Origin of the sequence: Thioclava electrotropha, from assembly GCF_002085925.2 — a bacterium.
Taxonomy (GTDB): Bacteria; Pseudomonadota; Alphaproteobacteria; order Rhodobacterales; family Rhodobacteraceae; genus Thioclava; species Thioclava electrotropha.
In genome coordinates, this window is sequence record NZ_CP053562.1 from 3,431,520 (window position 1) to 3,450,028 (window position 18,509).

16 protein-coding genes and 1 tRNA gene are annotated in these 18,509 nt (G+C 65.2%); 8 read left to right on the plus strand and 9 right to left on the minus strand.

The features are described from left to right. Nucleotides 1-9: 9 nt before the first annotated feature. Nucleotides 10-1,194 (plus strand): DegT/DnrJ/EryC1/StrS family aminotransferase, encoded by a 1,185-nt coding sequence (locus tag AKL02_RS16200; protein ID WP_083075716.1) that lies wholly within the window; start codon nucleotides 10-12, stop codon nucleotides 1,192-1,194. 142 nt (nucleotides 1,195-1,336) lie between these two features. Here AKL02_RS16200 and AKL02_RS16205 read toward each other — a convergent pair whose 3' ends face one another. Next, nucleotides 1,337-1,756 carry a CoA-binding protein gene (locus tag AKL02_RS16205; protein ID WP_078520514.1) on the minus strand — a complete coding sequence of 140 codons (420 nt, stop codon included), beginning with the start codon at nucleotides 1,754-1,756 and terminating at the stop codon, nucleotides 1,337-1,339. A gap of 193 nt (nucleotides 1,757-1,949) precedes the next feature. Then, nucleotides 1,950-2,723, minus strand: a complete 774-nt coding sequence (gene rlmB, locus AKL02_RS16210; protein ID WP_083075713.1) for a 23S rRNA (guanosine(2251)-2'-O)-methyltransferase RlmB — start codon at nucleotides 2,721-2,723, stop codon at nucleotides 1,950-1,952. 127 nt (nucleotides 2,724-2,850) lie between these two features. Here rlmB and AKL02_RS16215 point away from each other — a divergent pair. Next, nucleotides 2,851-2,934: transfer RNA gene (locus AKL02_RS16215), tRNA-Tyr, on the plus strand. Between the two features lie 79 nt (nucleotides 2,935-3,013). On the opposite strand, the gene AKL02_RS16220 is transcribed toward AKL02_RS16215, so the two are convergent. Continuing rightward, nucleotides 3,014-3,430, minus strand: a complete 417-nt coding sequence (locus tag AKL02_RS16220) for a hypothetical protein (protein WP_232621644.1) — start codon at nucleotides 3,428-3,430, stop codon at nucleotides 3,014-3,016. Between the two features lie 56 nt (nucleotides 3,431-3,486). Here AKL02_RS16220 and AKL02_RS16225 point away from each other — a divergent pair, with 56 nt between their 5' ends. The 4 genes from AKL02_RS16225 to AKL02_RS16240 all read left to right on the plus strand — a co-directional run bounded on the left by AKL02_RS16225 (nucleotide 3,487) and on the right by AKL02_RS16240 (nucleotide 11,393). Next, complete coding sequence (locus AKL02_RS16225; protein WP_083075697.1) at nucleotides 3,487-4,491, plus strand: GT-B fold glycosyltransferase domain-containing protein; 1,005 nt, start codon at nucleotides 3,487-3,489, stop codon at nucleotides 4,489-4,491. An 88-nt stretch (nucleotides 4,492-4,579) separates the two neighbouring features. After that, entirely contained in the window at nucleotides 4,580-5,863 is a 1,284-nt protein-coding gene (locus tag AKL02_RS16230; RefSeq protein ID WP_078600375.1) for an O-acetylhomoserine aminocarboxypropyltransferase/cysteine synthase family protein, read from the plus strand. A gap of 220 nt (nucleotides 5,864-6,083) precedes the next feature. After that, the gene (locus AKL02_RS16235; RefSeq protein WP_083075694.1) at nucleotides 6,084-9,380 is read left to right on the plus strand and encodes a hypothetical protein; all 3,297 of its coding nucleotides are present in this window, start codon (nucleotides 6,084-6,086) and stop codon (nucleotides 9,378-9,380) included. A gap of 120 nt (nucleotides 9,381-9,500) precedes the next feature. Continuing rightward, nucleotides 9,501-11,393, plus strand: a complete 1,893-nt coding sequence (locus AKL02_RS16240; RefSeq protein WP_083075691.1) for a monovalent cation:proton antiporter-2 (CPA2) family protein — start codon at nucleotides 9,501-9,503, stop codon at nucleotides 11,391-11,393. 78 nt (nucleotides 11,394-11,471) lie between these two features. On the opposite strand, the gene AKL02_RS16245 is transcribed toward AKL02_RS16240, so the two are convergent. From AKL02_RS16245 to AKL02_RS16265, 5 genes are all read right to left on the minus strand, one after another. Further along, nucleotides 11,472-11,981 (minus strand): CarD family transcriptional regulator, encoded by a 510-nt coding sequence (locus tag AKL02_RS16245; RefSeq protein ID WP_075774088.1) that lies wholly within the window; start codon nucleotides 11,979-11,981, stop codon nucleotides 11,472-11,474. 320 nt (nucleotides 11,982-12,301) lie between these two features. After that, nucleotides 12,302-12,640: a ferredoxin FdxA gene (fdxA, locus tag AKL02_RS16250; protein ID WP_083075689.1), complete on the minus strand. Its 339-nt coding sequence runs from the start codon at nucleotides 12,638-12,640 to the stop codon at nucleotides 12,302-12,304. A gap of 101 nt (nucleotides 12,641-12,741) precedes the next feature. Continuing rightward, nucleotides 12,742-13,032, minus strand: a complete 291-nt coding sequence (locus AKL02_RS16255; protein ID WP_083075686.1) for an RNA-binding S4 domain-containing protein — start codon at nucleotides 13,030-13,032, stop codon at nucleotides 12,742-12,744. Nucleotides 13,033-13,041: 9 nt separating this feature from the next. Continuing rightward, on the minus strand, nucleotides 13,042-15,873 hold the full coding sequence (locus tag AKL02_RS16260) for a helicase-related protein (protein ID WP_083075684.1): 2,832 nt from the start codon (nucleotides 15,871-15,873) through the stop codon (nucleotides 13,042-13,044). A gap of 19 nt (nucleotides 15,874-15,892) precedes the next feature. Continuing rightward, nucleotides 15,893-16,396 carry a tetratricopeptide repeat protein gene (locus AKL02_RS16265; RefSeq protein WP_232621645.1) on the minus strand — a complete coding sequence of 168 codons (504 nt, stop codon included), beginning with the start codon at nucleotides 16,394-16,396 and terminating at the stop codon, nucleotides 15,893-15,895. 134 nt (nucleotides 16,397-16,530) lie between these two features. Here AKL02_RS16265 and AKL02_RS16270 point away from each other — a divergent pair, with 134 nt between their 5' ends. Continuing rightward, nucleotides 16,531-16,818 carry an SCP2 sterol-binding domain-containing protein gene (locus AKL02_RS16270; RefSeq protein ID WP_078542112.1) on the plus strand — a complete coding sequence of 96 codons (288 nt, stop codon included), beginning with the start codon at nucleotides 16,531-16,533 and terminating at the stop codon, nucleotides 16,816-16,818. Beyond that, the gene (locus AKL02_RS16275) at nucleotides 16,818-17,801 is read left to right on the plus strand and encodes an alpha/beta hydrolase (protein WP_083075678.1); all 984 of its coding nucleotides are present in this window, start codon (nucleotides 16,818-16,820) and stop codon (nucleotides 17,799-17,801) included. Before AKL02_RS16270 ends, AKL02_RS16275 begins: the two co-directional genes overlap by 1 nt. Here AKL02_RS16275 and AKL02_RS16280 read toward each other — a convergent pair. After that, nucleotides 17,782-18,507 carry a proteasome-type protease gene (locus AKL02_RS16280; protein ID WP_078548680.1) on the minus strand — a complete coding sequence of 242 codons (726 nt, stop codon included), beginning with the start codon at nucleotides 18,505-18,507 and terminating at the stop codon, nucleotides 17,782-17,784. The genes AKL02_RS16275 and AKL02_RS16280 overlap by 20 nt on opposite strands. Between the last annotated feature and the right edge of the window lie 2 nt (nucleotides 18,508-18,509).

An 18,509-nucleotide genomic window follows, 5' to 3' on the forward strand; every position in this document is an offset into this window, starting at 1 on the left:
TATCTTGCCATGCCGCGTGACGGACAGACCGCCCCGAATTGCTACGACGCCGAGGCCATCCCCGAGGCCGCCCGAGCCGAGATCGAACGTCTCCTGACCAGCGGGGACCTCTTCCGCTACACCTCCGCAGACGCGCCGGTCGCCAAGCTGGAAGCCGAATTTGCCGAATTCATGGGTGTGAAATACGCGGTCGCCGTGTCGTCCTGCTCGCAGGCGCTGTTCCTGTCGATGAAGGCGCTCGACCTGCCGCGCGGGGCACGCGTGCTGGTCCCGGCCTTCACCTTCGCCGCCGTCCCCTCCGCCATCGTCCATGCCGATTGCGTGCCGGTGCTGGTCGAAGTCGGCTCCAATTTCCGCATAGACCTCGACGATTTCCGCGCGAAATTCGACGACAGCATCGACGCGGTGATGATCAGCCACATGCGCGGCCACACCTCCGACATGGACGCGATCATGGAACTGGCCGCCGAGAAGGATGTGCCGGTCATCGAAGACGCCGCGCATTCGCTCGGCACGCTCTGGAATGGCAAGAAGATCGGCACGATCGGCAAGATCGGCTGCCTCTCCTTCCAGTCCTACAAACTGATCAACGCGGGCGAAGGCGGCATCCTTCTGACCGACGATCCGGAACTGGCCGCGCGTGCGGTGATCATGTCGGGCGCCTACGAACATAACTGGAAGAAGCATCCGGGCCTGCAGAACAGCTTCCATCACTGGCAGAACAAGCTGCCGCTTTATAACTGCCGGATGCAGAACCTCTCCGCTGCCGTCATCCGCCCGCAGATCGCGGAAGTGGAGCGCCGCGTGAATGATGGTCGCGCGAACCACGACTATGTCGCCGAGCGACTGAACTCGAGCGACTGGCTCGACGTGCCGCCGCCCCTCGGGCCCGAAACTCGCGCCCCGGATTCGCTGCAGTTCAACCTCGCGGGCGATTGGTCCGACGACGAGGCCCGCAAGCTGCAATCGGAGGCGAAAGCCCGCGGTGTCAGCGTGCAGGTTTTCGGACTGAGCCAAGACAACGCGCGCGCCTTCTGGAACTGGCAGTTCCTCGGTGACGTACCGGAGCTGCCGAAGACCCGCGCCATGCTGATGCGCGCCTGCGATACCCGCCTGCCCGCGCGGCTCAAGCAGCCCGATCTGGATTACATCGCCGATGCGATCCTCGAAGCGGTCATAGCGGTGAAGGGTTAAGGGGCGCTGCCCCTCTTTCCTGACGGAAATTCACCCCGGGATATTTGGAAAGAGCGAAGACGGTGGGCGCACAGCCCCCCTTCGCTCTTGGAAAAATATCCCGGGGGTGAGGCCGTCAGGCCGAGGGGGCAGAGCCCCCGCCTTACCCGGCCATCACGCGCGGATAGTCGATCTTCGGGCAGCGGTTCATCACGACCTTGACCCCCTGCCCGCGCGCCGTCTCGGCCGCTGCGTCATGAGACACGCCAAGCTGCATCCAGATGGTCTTGAGATGCGGCAGATGTGCCAAGGCCTCATCCACGACCTCAGGCACTGCCTCGGAGCGACGGAACACGTCGACCATATCCACCGCGATCTCGTCGGGGATTGCGCCGAGATCGGCATAGACCGTCTCGCCCAGCAACTCCTGCCCGGCGAGGCCGGGGTTGACCGGAATCACGCGGTAGCCTTTGGACTGCAGGAACTGCGCGACCCCATAGGAGGGGCGCTCCGGCTTGTGGGACATGCCGACCACGGCGATCACCTTCGCATTGCCCAGAATGTCGCGAATCTCGTCTTGCATCTGAAACCTCTACTTTGTCGCAGCCCTCTAAGAAAAATGCGCCCAAGCCTTAAAGGCTGGGCGCAATAGTGGCGGAACGAGGGACAGTGAACTAGAGGCGCGGCGGTTCCGAAGCTGCGCCTCTGACAGTGAGATAGGAACGCATCTCACCACTTTTAAGGTCCATACCCTCATAATCGCGATTTTGTGACCGTCAGCGGCTTGCGGATGCGTAAAGAGACACTGCGGCGGCATTCGAGACGTTGAGCGACCCGAATTCGCCCGCGAAGGGGATTCGCACCAGACGGTCGCAGGTTTCACGGGTTTTCTCGCGCAGCCCCGGCCCTTCGGCACCCAGAACCAGCGCAACCGGCTCCATTCCCGCCTCGGACAGCCCGTCTTCGAGCGACATCTTGGCTTCACCTGCAAGCCCGATCAGCCGGAAGCCCATCTGGCGCAGCTCCTCCATCGCATCGGAGAGGTTCTTCACCCGCAGATAGGGCTGACGCTCCAGCGCGCCGGAGGCGGTTTTCGCAAGCGCACCGGTCTCGGGTGCCGAATGGCGATGCGGCGCGATCACGGCCGCCGCGCCGAAGACTTCGGCCGAGCGCAGGATCGCGCCCACGTTATGGGGATCGGTCACCCGGTCGAGCAGCACCACGCGGCGCGCATCGTAGCAGACATCCTTCAGCGCGCCCCAATCGAGCGGCTTCACCTCGAGCGCCGCGCCCTGGTGAACGGAATCGGTCGAGATCGGCACGAATTTGTCGAACTTCCGCACATCGACGATCTCAGGCTCCATGCCAGAGGCCGCGATCGCCTCGGCCAGCTTGTCGGCGGCGTTCTTGGAGCAAACCAGCCGCAGCCGCTCGCGCATCGGGTTTTGCAGCGCGTCGCGCACCGCATGAAGGCCGAAGAGCCACACGGTTTCGGCGGCCGCAGCGCGCTTGGCACGTTCCTTTTCGATCACCCAGACTGGCTTTTTCATCGCGGGTCTCCTTTGGCCCCTACCTGCGCGGAATGGCCTCGTTTGGCAAGCTCTGATCCGGAGGGCAATTTTTCGGCAAACTCTCTCTGACGCCTCCCGCCCCCTTTTGTATCTCCCGCCCAGCGTCGGGTGACGTGCTGCAAGGTGCGGCAGCGGACTGTAACTCCGCCGGGGCGACCCACGCCTGGTTCGATTCCAGGGTCACCCACCACTTCCCCCTCTCAGGAACTGGTGACACGCGGCTCCCACGGGGGCCCGCTGCGTCGAATAGCGCGCCTTCGCTGCGCCGTTTACTGCAGCACCGCCTTGCGGTTGAACCGCGCCTCTTCCGAGCTGCCGTCATCATAGATCAGCTTCACCCGCACCTCGGAGACCGAGCCCTGCGGCTGGCTGACATAGACATTATCGCCCGAGATCGCGTTGGGCTGGGCCGTGCCCTCGTGGCACTTCTCCATCTTGAACGACTTGCTCGGCGGCGCGCCGTTGAAGCCATAGCGAATCTCGCTCAGCCCGCAGCGCCACGCCAGAAGATGGGTAAAATAGACCAGATCCTTTCCGCCATATTCCCGGATCGCGACCCAAGAATCGCGGGTCATGCCGAGAATCGGGCGTACTTCGGCGGCGGTGGTGAAATTCTGCGCGCTCACCGGGCCGCTCGACACGAGGCCACACAGCGCCAACGCAGTTAACTTGCTTATCCGTATCACCTTTTACCCCTGAACTTTCTCGCTATACTGCACCAAACCCTCCGACAGGCGGCAGTATGGCGGCGACCCCCCGGACTTCACAACCCTATAACATCTTCTGTGTTGCACAGGCGGGACGGCTGGAATTCGAGGCAATTCTTTTCGCGCTGAGCTTTCGCGCGGCCAATCCGGAGTTCAAAGGGCGCCTGCTGATAGCCGAACCGCAGCCCGGGCCGCGCTGGTCCGACGAGACGCGGATTTCCGGTCCGGTGCGCGCGCTGCTAGAAGACGCGGGCGCGGAAATCGTGCCCTTCGAGTCGAAGGTCTTCGGCCAGTCCTATCCCTATGGCAACAAGATCGAAGCGCTCGCCGCCTTGCCCGAAGGCGAGCCCTTCGTCTTTTTCGACACCGATACGGTCTTCACCGGACCGCTGTCGCAGGTGGGCTTCGATTTCGACCGCCCCTCGGCGTCGATGCGGCGCACCGGCACATGGCCCGAGCCGCCGCTATATGGGCCGGGCTACGCGGGCATCTGGAAATCACTCTACGACAAGTTCAGGCTGGACGGGTTCGAGGAGACGCTCGATCTGAGCCAGCCAGACGAATACTGGCGGCGCTACATGTATTTCAACGCGGGCTGGTTCTTCGGCGCCGACCCGGTCGAATTCGGCGCGCGCTTCCTGCGTTACGCCCGCGAGATCCGCGACGATGCCCCCGATGAACTGGCCTGCCAGTCGCTCGACCCGTGGCTCGATCAGGTGGCGCTGCCGTTGGTGATCCATTCCTTCGGCGGCGGGCGTCCGGGGCCGGAGCTCGATGGGCTCGACGGCGAGATCACCTGCCATTACCGCGCCCTGCCGCTGATGTATGCGCGCGAAAACGACACCGTGATCGACACGGTCGAGGCGCTGACAGCCCCGAACAAGATCAAGAAGGTGCTGAAGGCCTACGAGCCTGCGAAGAAGCTGATCTATCAGGGCAAGGGCCGCAAACTGCGCGCGATCATCGCCGAGGAAGGGATGCCGCGGCACGAGAAGGCGCTGCGCAACCGGATCAAGCGCGCGAAGCTCTGGATGCGCTGAGCCGCGCTCTCATTACCGAAAACGAATGTGTTTGTCGGCTCTCTTTCGCGCAGCTAACGTCTCGGCAAGAGAAGAGGAGCCCCAAACCATGTCCGATTACGCTTTCGACACCCTGCAAATTCACGCCGCCGCCGAGCCCGATCCCGCGACCGGCGCGGTGCAGGTGCCGATCTACCAGACCACATCCTACGCCTTCAAAGACGCCGACCACGCGGCGCGGCTGTTCAACCTCGAAGAAGTGGGCTTCATCTATTCGCGCCTGACCAACCCGACGGTGATGAAACTGGCCGAACGTGTCGCGGCGCTGGAAGGTGCCGCGGGCGGGGTCACCTGTTCCTCGGGCCACGCGGCGCAGATCATGGCGCTCTTCCCGCTGATGGGACCGGGGCTCAACATCGTGGCCTCGACGCGGCTCTATGGCGGCTCGATCACCCAGTTCAGCCACACGATCAAACGCTTCGGCTGGTCCTGCACCTTCGTCGATTTCGACGATCTCGACGCGCTGGAAGCGGCGGTGGACGAGAACACCCGCGCGATCTTCTGTGAGTCGATCTCGAACCCGGGCGGCTACATCACCGACCTTCCGGCGGTGGCGAAAGTCGCCGACAAGGTCGGCCTGCCGCTGATCGTCGACAACACGCTGGCCACCCCATACCTGTGCCGCCCGATCGAGCATGGCGCGACGCTCGTCGTCCACTCGCTTACGAAATACATGACCGGCAACGGCACCGTCACCGGCGGCTGTGTCGTCGATAGCGGCAAGTTCGACTGGTCGGCGTCGGGCAAGTTCCCCTCGCTGAGCGAACCCGAACCCGCCTATCACGGGCTGAAATTCCACGAGGCGCTGGGGCCGATGGCCTTCACCTTCCACTCGATCGCGGTGGGTCTGCGCGATCTCGGCATGACGATGAACCCGCAAGGCGCGCATTACACGCTGATGGGGATCGAGACGCTGAGCCTGCGGATGGACAAGCACAACGCCAATGCGAAAGCCGTGGCCGAATGGCTCGAGAAGGATCCGCGCATCGACTACGTGACCTATGCCGGGCTGGAAAGCTCGCCCTGGCACGAGCGGATGAAGACCATCTCGCCGAAAGGTGCAGGCGGGCTGTTCACCGTCGCGGTGAAGGGCGGCTACGACGCATGTGTGAAGCTGGTGAACAACCTCAAACTGTTCAGCCATGTCGCGAATTTGGGGGATGCGCGCTCGCTGATCATCCACTCCGCTTCGACCACGCACCGCCAGTTGACCGAGGCGCAGCAAATCGCCGCAGGGGCCGCGCCGAACGTGGTGCGCCTGTCGATCGGCATCGAGAATGTCGACGATCTGATCGCCGATCTCGATCAGGCGCTGAGCGCCGCAACCAGCTGATAACAAACATGGCGCGCCGCGAAACCGGCGCGCCATTCAAACCACTTCTCATTGCATTTCGAACATTTCTTCCGGCGCTCGCTGCGGCTGCGCCGTCGAAACAGTGGAAAACCGGCAATTGCCCGCTCCGCCCCGGTCGCGACGCTTTTCAGAAGATCGAATCTCCTTTACGAAGATGTGAAGAGTTGGACCGGACCGCTCCGAGGCGCGCGCAGTACCCATGAAACCCGATTTTGCATTGATCCTCTCGCATGATGGCATCGCTCTGGTGCACCGCGCGAAAGAGGGCTGGACGCTTCTGGGCGAGGCCGCGCTCGAAGGCGATGACCCGATGGCCGAGGTCGCAGCCCTGCGCGACAAGGCACGGGCGCAGGCCCCGCGCGGCTTCACCTCGAAGCTCGTGCTGCCGGATTCGCAGATCCTCTACACCGCGATCTATGCGCCCGGACCGAGCCCCGCGCAGCGCAAGACCCAGATCGAGACCGCGCTGGAGGGCATGACGCCCTACCCGGTCAGCGAGTTGGTCTATGATTTCGCGGGCCCCGGCCAGACAGTGCAGGTCGCCGTGATCGCGCGCGAGACGCTGAAGGAAGCCGAAAGCTTCGCGCAGGAGAACGGTTTCAACCCGGTCAGCTTCGTGGCCGCCCCCGAGCCCGGCGATTTTCCCGGGGAGCCGCATTTTGGCCTGACCTCTTCGGTCGCGCAGCACATCCCCGAAGGCGCGCATGTCGAGCCCGACAAATCCGCGCTGATCGTGGCCGTCGACCTGTCCGAGGAGGCGACCGAGGCGTCGGCGGAAACCGTGATGCCGGAGACCTCTCCTGCTGAGGCGGACGCAGCCGACGCTCAAAGCGACATCACCGAGCTTGCCGACGATAGCGCGGTCTCGGAAACCGAACTGGCTGAATTGAGTGCCTTGGACCAACCGACGGAGGTGGCTTCGGCGGAGGAACCCGAGCCCACCCTGCCGGAAGAGCCGGGCGAATTCTCCGATCTGCTCGCGGCCTCTGAGGCTGAAACGGATACGCAAGATACGGATGCGCCCGAGGCCCTGAGCGACGACACGCCCGGCGCGGAAAGCCCCGCCGCCAAGGCAGCCGAAGCGGTCGCGGCTGGAGAAGTCGCCCCCGAGGAAACCGAAGCGACGGAGGCGGTCGAATTCGCCGCGACCGAGCCGAATGATACGGCCATTGATGACGCCGAGGATGGCGTTGAGCCCTCGGACGCATCGCTGACCGCCGCAGGCCTTGCCGCCACCCCTGCCGTGCCCGACGCCGCAGAGCCCGACGCAACGCCCAAGGAAGCGAGCTCCAGCACGGAGGACGAAGGCCACGATACGGCCGAGGATGACGACGACGATCTGCCGAAATCCGATGCGAGCGTAATCGCCGCCGCTTTCGCCTCGCGCCGGGATCACACGACCACCGTGACCGTGAACGAGACGCCCCCGCGGCTCGGCGGAGCCACCCGGCTCCACCCTCAGCCCGATCGCAGCAAGATCGCCTCGGGCAGCGCCAAAATCACGGCGCCGACCCTCGATTTCGACGAGCCCGATCCGCGTTTTGAGCCGAAGGCGGCTCCGAAAGCCGGAGCGAAAGGGGCCAAACCCCTGGGTGCCGTGGCACGCAAGAGTATCGGCGGCACGGGCGCGCTTGGCGCGAAACCCGCAACCTCGCTGTTGCGCAAGGAGGCGAAGGACGGGCCGGACGCGAGCACCGCGACTCCGGCACCCATCTTCGAGAGCGCGCAGGACAAAACCGTTTTCGGCGGCACCAAGCGGCCCACGACCGGCGGCAAGCCGCGCCATCTGGGGCTGATGCTCACAGGTGCGCTGGTGCTGGTTCTGGCGATCATCGCGCTCTGGACCACCCTGCTCGACGACCCCGCTCCCGTCGATGCACCGGCGGACGCCATCGCCGAAGCGCCTGCCCCGGATGCGAATGACGCACCCGAGCAGACCGCACTCGCACCGGCTACGCCCGACACGACCGCCGCTCCCGAAGTCGCGGAGCCGGACTCGCAGGCGCAAGCCGACGCGGCACCCGAACAGCCTGCCCCCGAGAGCGATCAGGTAGCCGCGCTCGCCCCTGCCGATGAGCAGCCAGCCCCAGCCGCGCAAAGCGACGAAGGCGCCACGTCCGCGACCGACGACACCGCGGCGACGGACGAGGCGACGCCCGCCGAGACCGGCACCGAGACGGCTGCAACCGAGCAGCCTACCGATGCGCAGCCAGCCGATAAGGCCACGGCAGACCAACCCGCAGATGCTCAGCCGACCGCTCCCGACGCAGCGGCAGACACGCCCCCTGACACCGCACCGGTTTCGCAGGCAGAGGCGGCGGACAGCACCGTGGACACCCAAGCGGACCCCGCTATCAGCGAAACGGCAACCAGCGACGCCCCGCAGAGCGACGCGACCGAGCCCTCGGCGACCGAGGCGCAAACCGCGACAACCGAGACGCAGCCCTCCGACCTGCCGGCCTTCACCGCGACGCCGCTCGATCCGCCAAGCGCCGAGACGCTGACGCCGGACGCCCCGCCCGTCACACCGACGGAGGACGGGGTCGAGATGCCGGGCGGCTTCACGCTGTTCGCGGGCGAACCCGACGTCACACCGGGCTCCCGCCCCGAGGCGGTCGCGCAAGCCTATGCGCAGACGCAACCGGTCACGCCGGAAGGCACGCTGGGCGCGATCCCGTCGCTCTCGGGCTTCCGCCCGGCCAGCCGCCCCGAGGACCTCACCGGTGAGGCCCCCGCGCCGGAGCAGACCGATCCCGCCGCGCAGGCCGATCCGAACGATCAGGGCGCGCTCGACCCGGCGCTGCAGCCCAACCCCGAACTCCAGACCACGCGCCCGACGGCCCGGCCCGACGCCGTGACCGAGCTCGCCTCGACGCAGGCCCCCGCTTCGGAATCCGCCGCGGTCGCGAACCCCGAACTCGCCGCGCTGCGCCCGGAGCGTCGCCCGACCTCGATCCAGGACGCGGTCGCCGCAGCGGTGCAGGCGCAAGACGACGCGGTCGCCGAGAACACCGATCCCTTCGCCGGCGCGACCGCTCTGGCCGTGGCGCGCTCCGCTCCCCCGCCGACCAAACCGCGAAATTTCTCGCGCTCGGTCGAGAACGCACTGGCCGCCGCGATAGCCGCCGAGCCCGCCCCGTCGGTTGCCGCAGCGGCTGCGCGCGCCCCCGTCGCGACGCCCGTACCCGACCCGAGGCCCGCCGATCTCGATGAGCCCGAGCCCACCGCCGCGCCACCGCGCCTGCCGACCTCGGCCTCCGTCGCCCGTCAGGCGACCGAGGAGAACGTGATCAACCTGCGCAAGATCAACCTGATCGGGCTTTATGGCTCGTCCTCGAACCGGCGCGCGCTGGTGCGGCTCTCGAATGGGCGTTTCGTGAAAGTGGGCGTGGGTGACCGGCTGGATGGCGGGCGCGTGACGCAGATCGGCTCCAACGCGCTGACCTACAAGAAAGGGTCGCGCAACCTGACGCTGAAGCTGCTGCAAGGCGGCTAACCGCGCCCGGCGCAACCATTCTTTCCCCTGCGCCCTTGCGCACCGCCCGCGCCGGACTACGCTGGGGAATAGCCGCGTCGCGCGCCTTCCCCGCGCATCGCTCAAGGATGTAAGCCGCCGATGGAAAGCTTTCTGTTCCAAGCCACGTTCTACCTGCTCGCGATGGTCATCGCGGTGCCGCTGGCCACGCGTGCGGGCCTCGGCTCGGTGCTGGGCTACCTGATCGCGGGCATCCTGATCGGCCCCGCCACGGGCCTCTCCGGCGCGGAAATGACCGACCTCCAGCATTTCGCGGAGTTCGGCGTGGTGATGATGCTGTTCCTCATCGGGCTGGAACTGGAGCCGCGCGCGCTTTGGGCAATGCGCGACAAGCTGATCGGCCTTGGCGGGTTGCAGGTGCTGGTCACCATGGTGCTGGTGACGGCGATCGTCATGGCGATGGGCGAGGATTTCCGCGTCTCGCTGGCGATCGGGATGACGCTGTCGCTGTCCTCGACCGCGATCGTGCTGCAGACGCTGAATGAAAAGCGGCTGATGCAGACGGCGGGCGGGCGGTCCTCGTTTGCGGTGCTGCTGACGCAGGATATCGCGGTGATCCCGATGCTGGCGCTGATGCCGCTTCTGGCCCTGCCCGGCGCGCGCGCGGTGGCCAAGGCGGGGCACGGCGATCACGTCGTGGCGCGCCTCATCGACTCTCTGCCCGCCTGGGGCGTCACGGTGATCACGCTGGCCGCCGTCGCCCTCACCGTCTTGATGGGGCACTACCTCGTGCGCCCGCTCTTCCGCTTCGTTCAAGGGGCGCGGCTGCGCGAGGTGAATACCGCGATGGCCCTGCTGATCGTGGTGGGCATTGCGAGCCTGATGAACCTCGTGGGGCTCTCGCCCGCGCTCGGCACCTTCCTCGCCGGTGTCGTGCTGGCCGATAGCGAGTTCAAGCACGAGATGGAATCCGACATCGAGCCCTTCAAAGGGCTGTTGATGGGGCTGTTCTTCATCACCGTGGGCGCGGGCATCAATTTCGACGTCATTATCGCGCAACCCGCCAATATCTTCGCGCTGGTCTTCCTGCTGGTCGCCCTGAAATCGGCGGTGCTTTACGGCCTCTCGGTGCTGTTCAAAATCCGCGGGCCGGATCGCTCGCTGTTCACGCTGAGCCTCGCACAAGCGGGGGAATTCGGCTTCGTGCTGGTCTCCTTCGCGGTGGGGCAACGCATCCTGCCCAACGCCTTGGCCGAGAAGCTTCTGGTGGTGATCGCGCTGTCGATGCTGATCACGCCCTTGCTGTTCATCCTGCACGAGCAGATCGGGTTGCGGCTGCGCAAGCCCCCCGGCCCGGACCCCGACGCGATCGACGAGCAGCAGACGATCATCATCGCCGGCGTTGGTCGCTTCGGTCAGGTCGTGAACCGTCTGGTGACGATGTCGGGAATGCGGACGACGGTTCTGGACGCCGACCTCAAGACGATCCAGCTGATGCGGACCTTCGGCTTCAAGGGCTATTTCGGCGACCCGACGCGACCTGATCTGCTCGCCGCTGCCGGGATCAATCAGGCGCGTGTGCTGGTGGTGGCGCTGGACGGGCGCGAGAACACCACGAAACTGGTGGCCTATGCCCGCCGGATCCGGCCCGATCTGCATATCGTCGCACGCGCCCGCGACCGGACGCATGTGTTCGACCTGTATCGTGCAGGCGCGAATGACATCGTGCGCGAGATGTTCGACAGTTCGCTGCGCGCCGGGCGCTATGTGCTGGAGAATGCGGGGCTCTCGGCCTTCGAGGCCTCCGAGCTGGAGAAGCTGTTCTTCAAGCTCGACCGGGCCGCGGTGCGCGATCTGGCGCAGGTCTGGAAGCCGGGCGTCCCGGTGGAGCAGAATCCCGACTACATCGCACGCACGAAGGAGCTCAACGCCGAGCTGGAAGCCGCGATGATGGAGCAGTTCCGCCGCCGCGGCGAGCGCGACGAGAGCGACCGCGAGGCACCGGGCAGCGAGAAGACCGGCCCCGAAGCCTGAGCCTCCCCCTGCCCTGCGCACATGAAAAAACGCGAGGCTCGCAAGCCTCGCGTTGGAAAAGTTCCGCTAATGTCGGGATCAGGCGGCGCGGCCGACCAGAACCTCGTCGACGGTTTTCGCGGCACGCTCTTCGTCGGTGCCCGAAACGGCGGCGACTTCGCGGGTCAGACGCTCGAGCGCGGCTTCATAGAGCTGACGCTCCGAGTAGGACTGCTCGCGCTGATCGTCGCTGCGGTGCAGGTCGCGCACCACTTCAGCGATCGCGAGCAGGTCGCCCGAGTTGATCTTCTGTTCGTATTCCTGCGCGCGGCGCGACCACATCGCCCGCTTGACCTTCGCCTTGCCCTTGAGGGTCTCAAGCGCTTTGGTCACCATGTCAGGCGAGGAGAGGCTGCGCATCCCGACTTCGGTCGCCTTGTGCGTCGGCACACGCAGGGTCATCTTGTCCTTCTCGAAGGAGATCACGAAAAGCTCGAGCTTGAGCCCGGCGATTTCCTGTTCTTCGATGGACATGATTTTCCCCACGCCATGCGCCGGGTAGACGACGAAATCATTGGGGCGGAATTCGGTCTTCTTGGTCTTGGTCATGCGGTTCGTTTCCTTGCAGCCGGTCACGAACCCCGGTATCCAGCGAGCATAGGACGCCCACGGGGCTGAATAGCTCCGCGTTCGTCAGTCAGTCACGAGATCTCTTTTGCGGGCGAGCAGGCGACGCAAAAGGTGGGGTCGAACTCATTTTGTAACAGTAATATAGCAAAAAACGCGTGCATTTCAAAGCGCGTTACTGTCGCGCATGTGTAATATCACACGATTTCAGTGGGTTATGCGGCGCATTTTGACACTTTGCCGCAGCGTAAACCGCCCCAATTCGCTCAGAATCGGGCAAATTGGTCAGAATCACCGACCCGTCAGTCGCCTTCGCCGGGCGCCTCGGAGAAATACTTCTCCAGCTTGCCACTCTCGCCGTCGTGCTTCTCGGCATCCGGCATCGGATCTTTCTTCTGGGTGATCACCGGCCAGAGTTCGGAATATTTCCGGTTGAGTTCGACCCAGGATTCCATTTCCGGCTCGGTATCCGGACGGATCGCATCGGCGGGGCATTCCGGCTCGCAGACGCCGCAGTCGATGCATTCGTCAGGATGGATCACCAACGTGTTCTCCCCCTCGTAGAAGCAATCCACCGGGCAGACCTCGACGCAGTCGGTATATTTGCAGTTGATGCAGTTATCGATGACGACGTAGGTCATTGGTGAAACCCCGATTGAACAGCTTCCTGACCCGTCCTAGCGGGGGATGCCACCTCTTTCAAGAGAGAGCCCGAGCTTTTCGCTGCGGCATTCCGCACAGCTTAGCCTTCCGGTTCGAGCAATGCGTAAAGCGCCTGCGCCTCGACCGCCGGACCGCGCCGGGTGCCGCAGTCCAGCACCCGCAAAACGCAGATCCGCGCGTCCTGCCCTTTTCCAAGTCTGAGCGTCAGCACATCGCCCGGCCCGATCGCCCGGCCGGGCTTATCGATGCGCTGACCGTTGACGCGCGTCTTGCCACCCTGAACCAGCTCCTGCGCGAGGCCGCGGGTCTTACAGAACCGCGCCTGCCAGAGCCATTTGTCGATGCGGATGCGCTCGGGCGCGTCAGCCATGGCGGGTCGTTACTTTTTGTCCTTGAGGGCTGCCAGAACCGCGAAGGGGTTGTCCGGATCGACCGGCTTGTCCTTCTTCGGCGGACGGGCCTCGAAGTTGCGCGCGCCTTGCGGCTTGCCACCCTTCTTGCCCTTGTGACCGTCGCGCTTGCCATGCGGCTTGCCGCCGCCCTTGCGCTCGCCACGTTCGCCACCGGGCTTGCCACCTTGGCCCTGTTCGCGGCGCGGCGGACGGTTGCCGCGCGGACGCGGCGCCCAGGTAAAGGTGTAGAACACCTCGACCTCGTCGCTGGTCACGTCATCGGCTGCCACCATGTCGCCGCCGGCCTCGGCCGCAGCCTCCGCCTCGGGATGGGTCTCGGCAGGCTGCTCGCCGCCGCCAGCCTCGGCTTTCGCCTCGTCGGCCTGCTCGGTCTTGAGCGCCTCGGCGCCGGCTTGCTCTTCGGCCTTCTCGAGATCGGCAGCCTTCACCTTGGCGCGCTCGCCCTTCTCGGCCTTGTAGCCCATGCCGCCCATCAGATCGGCGAACTGGTCCAGCGTCATGCCGGTGATCGAGAGCATGTCCGGATTGGCTTCGAACCCGCCGCGGCTGTCCTGCGTGCGCAGCAGATCGGCGAGACGTTCGAGCATGTCGATGCGGATCGCCCGCGCGCCCGAGGGACGGTAGCCCGACAGGCGGTAGGTCTCGGCATCGAACGCGTCGATATTCGGGATCGTCACGAGGCCCGGAGGCGGGCTTTCGGGGAATTCATCCGCGCCCGACCACAGCGAGGCCAGCACCAGCCGCAGCCGCGTCGGCGCGGGCTTGAGAAGCGCGGGCATGAAGATCGTGTACTGACCGAAGCGCACGCCGTGCTTGCGCAGCGAGCCGCGCGCGTCCTGATCGAGATCCTTCACCTCGGCGGCGACCTGCTCGCGCGGGATGATGCCAAGCGATTCCACCATGCGGAACGCGAAGCCACGGGCGAGACCCGTCAGCTCTTCGTCACGGCTCATCGCCAGAAGCGGCTCGAACAGGGCTGCGACCTTGCGGTCGATGAAATGCTGCAGACGGCGCGTAACCTTCTCGGCCACATCCGCGCCCGCCTCGTCATCGACGAAAGCCTGCACGGTCGGCTTCAGGAGATCGGGCCCCTTCACCAGCTTGCCGACAGCGGTATCGCCCCACATCAGGCCGCCCTGCTCGGTGAAATCCATCTCCGTATCGGGGGCGTTGTAGAAGCGGTCCGCGCGCAGGCTGAACTCGGGCGCAAGCGCCTCGTAGGCCGCGCGGGCAAGCATCTTCGCCTCGTCGGGCGAGCCGGTCTCGTCCTGCTTGAACCGGAATCCTTCCAAACGGCCCGCGAATTCGCCTTCAACCGTCACTTCGCCCTTGTCGTTCACCTCGGCCACGAGGGTCTCCTTCTGCTTGAGCCGGCGCATCAACACAGAGGTGCGCCGGTCCACAAATCTTTGCGTCAGCGCGCCATGCAGCGCGTCCGACAGGCGGTCTTCTACAGCGCGGGTCGCCTCGCGCCAATGGCTTTCATCATCGACCCACCCTTTGCGTTGCGCAACATAGGTCCATGTGCGGATGAAGGCGAGACGACGCGAGAGCGTGTCGATATCGCCGCCCGTCCTGTCGATACGCTCGATCTGACGTGCAAGCCAGTCCGAGGGCACGCCCTTGCCCGATTGCAGGAACTCGAAGATGCGCGCCAGAAGCGTTGCATGTTCGGCCTCGGAAATCGAACGAAAATCGGGGATTCGGCAGACATCCCAAAGGAGTTGCACATCCTTTGGGCTGGTAATGCGGTCGCGGATCGCCGGATCGTCAGCCAGCACCTTGAGCGCGCGCGCATCGTCCGCCTCGCGCCCCTTGGTGAGCCATTCGCCGTCCGGCCGCGCGTCGAGCGACTGGATCAGCCGGTCCACGGTGCCGAATTCCAGCCGCGCATTGCGCCATTGCAGCCGCTGCAGCGGCGCGAAACGGTGATTCTCGACCGCTTCGATCACCTCGGGCTGCAGCGGGCGCGCCTCGCCCGTCACGCCGAACGTGCCGTCGGTGGTGTGGCGCCCCGCGCGGCCTGCGATCTGTGCCAACTCATGCGGGAAAAGCGGACGCATCCGCCGCCCGTCGAATTTCGAGGTGGCCGAAAACGCGACATGGTCGATATCGAGGTTGAGCCCCATCCCGATCGCATCGGTGGCCACGAGATAATCCACGTCGCCATTCTGATACATCTCGACCTGCGCATTGCGGGTGCGGGGCGACAGCGCCCCCATCACCACCGCGCAGCCACCTTTCTGGCGGCGGATCAGCTCCGCGATCGCATAGGTATTCTCGACCGAAAACCCGACGATGGCCGAGCGCGGCTTCATCCGGGAGATTTTCTTCGAGCCGGAATAGGTCAGCTCGGAAAACCGCTCGCGCTTCGTGAACTGCACCTTCGGCACCAAGGCGGCGATCGCCCCCCGCATCGTCTCGGAGCCGAGGAACAGCGTCTCGTGCAGCCCGCGCGCATGCAGCAGCCGGTCGGTGAAGACATGACCGCGCTCGGGGTCGCCACACAGCTGGATTTCGTCGATGGCAAGGAAGTCCGCACCGATCCCCGTCGGCATCGCCTCGACCGTGCAGACCCAGTACTGCGTGCGTTCGGGCACGATCCGCTCTTCGCCGGTGACCAGCGCCACCACGCTCGGCCCACGCTGCGCCACGATCCGGTCATAGACCTCGCGCGCGAGCAGCCGCAGCGGCAGCCCGATGACGCCGGTCCGATGCGCCAGCATCCTCTCGATTGCGTAATGGGTTTTGCCGGTATTGGTCGGCCCCAGAACGGCCGTGATCCGCCCGCCTTGCATCGCAGCTCCGTTCCAGCCCTTAGAGAGCCGTGCCCTGATGCGCCTTATCGAGGCGCGCAATGGCGTCTTTCACATCCTGTTGATGCGGATTCAAGGCAAAAGACTTCTGATAGGCCTCAAGCGCGCGCTTGTCGTCGCCCATCTCTTCGAGGATCGCCCCCAACCCGGCAAGCGCGCCCCAATGACGCGGCTCCAGCTTCAGGGTGCGCGCGATATCCGCCGCCGAAGGACCGTAAAGCCCGGCCATGAAATAGGCCGTCGCCCGTCCGTTCCAGCCTGCGGAAAAATCGGGGGCATGATCGGTCAGCGCCGTGAAATGCTCGATCGCGGCCTCGGTGTCGCCCGCGTCCAGTGCGTCCTCGCCGCGCTTGAACAGCAAATCCATCGCCGCAGACCCCGAGCGCGACCACGCCCTGCGGATGTCCGCCTCGGCCCGCGACCAGCCCGGATCGTTCGGATCGGCCAACTCTTTGAAATAGGGCTCGAGCCCCGCGGTTTCGGCGCTGGCGGGGAATGCCGCCATTGTTCCCAGCATCGCCGAAAAGCAAAATGCCGTGACGACACATTTGTATCTGTCAAATCGCTGCCACATAAATCATGACTGTAATGCAATTGCCGGAGAATGCGAGAGCCCGGCCATCAAATTTGGAGGACGCGATGAGCGAGGTTATCGACAAGGCCGTTGAGGCACTGCGGGCGAAACTGCCCGATGGGTTTTCTTCGACTGCAAAATTCGTGATCGAGGACGAAGGCTCGATCATCGCCGACGAGAACGGCGTGCGTGAAGGCGACGACGACGCGGAAGTCGTTCTGACCGCCGACCGCGAGACTTTCGAAGGCATGCTCAACGGCGATGTGAACCCCACCGCGGCCTTCATGTCCGGCAAGCTTTCGGTCGACGGCTCGATGGGCCTCGCCATGCAGCTGGGTGCGGCGCTCGCCTGATGGAACGCGCACCGCTTTTCGAAGAGATCGCGCGCGGCCCCGAGGGGGGCGCGGCCTACTGGCTGACGGCGGAAGATGGTGTGCGGATACGTTTCGCGCATTGGCCTGCCCCGCCCCAACCACGCGGCACGGTCTTTCTGGGATGCGGACGCACCGAATATGTCGAGAAATACGGCCCTGCGGCCGCGGAATTCGCGGCCCGGGGCTATGCCATGCTCGCCATCGACTGGCGCGGGCAAGGCTTGGCCGACCGGCTTTTGCCCGACGCGCCCGAAAAGGGCCATGTCGGCGGCTTGCAGGATTACCAGTGGGATCTGCATGCGGTGATCGCCGCCGCAGACGAGCTGGGCCTGCCGCAACCCTATTACATCGTGGGTCACTCGATGGGCGGCGCGATCGCGCTGCGCGCGGTGATGCACGAACACCATCGCTTCAACGCGGTCGCCTTCTCTGCGCCGATGTGGGGGATCGCCACCTCGGCCCTGCTGCACCCGTTCCGGATCGTGCTGGCGAACCTGCTGGGCGAAGGTTTCCTTGCGAACAACTATCCGCCCGGCATGAACGGCACCACTTACGTTTATCGCGACAGTTTCGAGTCGAACCGCCTGACCCGCGACCCCGAGATGTGGGCCTGGCTGGTCGAGCAGGCCGCGAAACATCCCGAACTGACGCTGGCCGGCCCGACGATCCACTGGGTTGCCGAGAGTCTGCTGGAATGCGAGGCGCTGGCAGCCCTGCCCTCCCCCGACCTGCCCTGCTATTGCGGCTTGGGCGGGGTGGAGAAGATCGTGCACACGCCCGCGGTCCATGAGCGGATGGGACGCTGGCCGAAGGGCAAGCTGGACGTGATCCCCGGCGCCGAGCACGAATTGATGATGGAAGTCCCCGCGACGCGGAAACGCTTCTACGACGGCTGCGCCGCGCTGTTCGACGCGGCGGGCGGGCTGGAGGCCCGCGAGCCGGTTAAAGCTGAATCTGCGTGAAGCTGTCGCGCAGCGCGTTCGACCAAGCTTCCGACATTTCCGCGAAATCGCTGTCGCCCGCCTCGATGCGGCGCTGACTGGAAATCCGGCAGTCGTCCTTCTTGATCACCGCCAGATCGAGCGGCATTCCCACCGAGAGATTCGAGCGCAGCGTCGAATCCATCGACAGAAGCACCGCCTTCTGAGCGTCGATCAGGTTGGTCTCGGGACGCACCACGCGATCGAGGATCGGCTTGCCGTATTTATGTTCGCCGATCTGCAGGAAGGGCGTGTCCTCGGTCGCCTCGATGAAATTGCCTTCCGGGTAGATCAGGAACATCCGCATCTCGCCGCCCGCGCGCTGGCCCGCGACGATCATCGAGGCCGAGGTCGAGACCCGCTCGGCATCCATCCGGCTCGTGATGTCCTTGCGCACGCCCGCCATCGTGTTGCCGATAATCTCGGCCACTTTCAGCATGGTAGGCGCTTCCATGATCGAGCTGTCGCCCGTCGCGTCGCTCGCATCGGCCGCTTCGCGCAACCGCGCCAGGGTCGTTTGCGTCACCGAGAGCGAGCCCGCGGTCATGATCGCGATCACCCGTTCGCCGGGCTCCTCGAAGGTGAACATCTTGCGATAGGTCGCGATGTTATCGAGCCCGCCGTTGGTCCGCGTGTCCGACAGCAGCACCATCCCCTCGTTCAGCAAGAGGCCTACGCAATAGGTCATGT

Coding starts and splice junctions, on each gene's coding strand:
- fdxA (WP_083075689.1), bottom strand. CDS start 12,640: ATGACCTACGTCGTCATCGATAACTGCATCAACTGCAAATATACCGAC.
- AKL02_RS16275 (WP_083075678.1), top strand. CDS start 16,818: ATGGAACGCGCACCGCTTTTCGAAGAGATCGCGCGCGGCCCCGAGGGG.
- rlmB (WP_083075713.1), bottom strand. CDS start 2,723: ATGAAAAAGCCAGTCTGGGTGATCGAAAAGGAACGTGCCAAGCGCGCT.
- AKL02_RS16255 (WP_083075686.1), bottom strand. CDS start 13,032: ATGGCTGACGCGCCCGAGCGCATCCGCATCGACAAATGGCTCTGGCAG.
- AKL02_RS16240 (WP_083075691.1), top strand. CDS start 9,501: ATGGAAAGCTTTCTGTTCCAAGCCACGTTCTACCTGCTCGCGATGGTC.
- AKL02_RS16245 (WP_075774088.1), bottom strand. CDS start 11,981: ATGACCAAGACCAAGAAGACCGAATTCCGCCCCAATGATTTCGTCGTC.
- AKL02_RS16260 (WP_083075684.1), bottom strand. CDS start 15,873: ATGCAAGGCGGGCGGATCACGGCCGTTCTGGGGCCGACCAATACCGGC.
- AKL02_RS16235 (WP_083075694.1), top strand. CDS start 6,084: ATGAAACCCGATTTTGCATTGATCCTCTCGCATGATGGCATCGCTCTG.
- AKL02_RS16200 (WP_083075716.1), top strand. CDS start 10: ATGCCGCGTGACGGACAGACCGCCCCGAATTGCTACGACGCCGAGGCC.
- AKL02_RS16280 (WP_078548680.1), bottom strand. CDS start 18,507: ATGACCTATTGCGTAGGCCTCTTGCTGAACGAGGGGATGGTGCTGCTG.
- AKL02_RS16230 (WP_078600375.1), top strand. CDS start 4,580: ATGTCCGATTACGCTTTCGACACCCTGCAAATTCACGCCGCCGCCGAG.
- AKL02_RS16225 (WP_083075697.1), top strand. CDS start 3,487: ATGGCGGCGACCCCCCGGACTTCACAACCCTATAACATCTTCTGTGTT.
- AKL02_RS16205 (WP_078520514.1), bottom strand. CDS start 1,756: ATGCAAGACGAGATTCGCGACATTCTGGGCAATGCGAAGGTGATCGCC.
- AKL02_RS16265 (WP_232621645.1), bottom strand. CDS start 16,396: ATGGCGGCATTCCCCGCCAGCGCCGAAACCGCGGGGCTCGAGCCCTAT.
- AKL02_RS16270 (WP_078542112.1), top strand. CDS start 16,531: ATGAGCGAGGTTATCGACAAGGCCGTTGAGGCACTGCGGGCGAAACTG.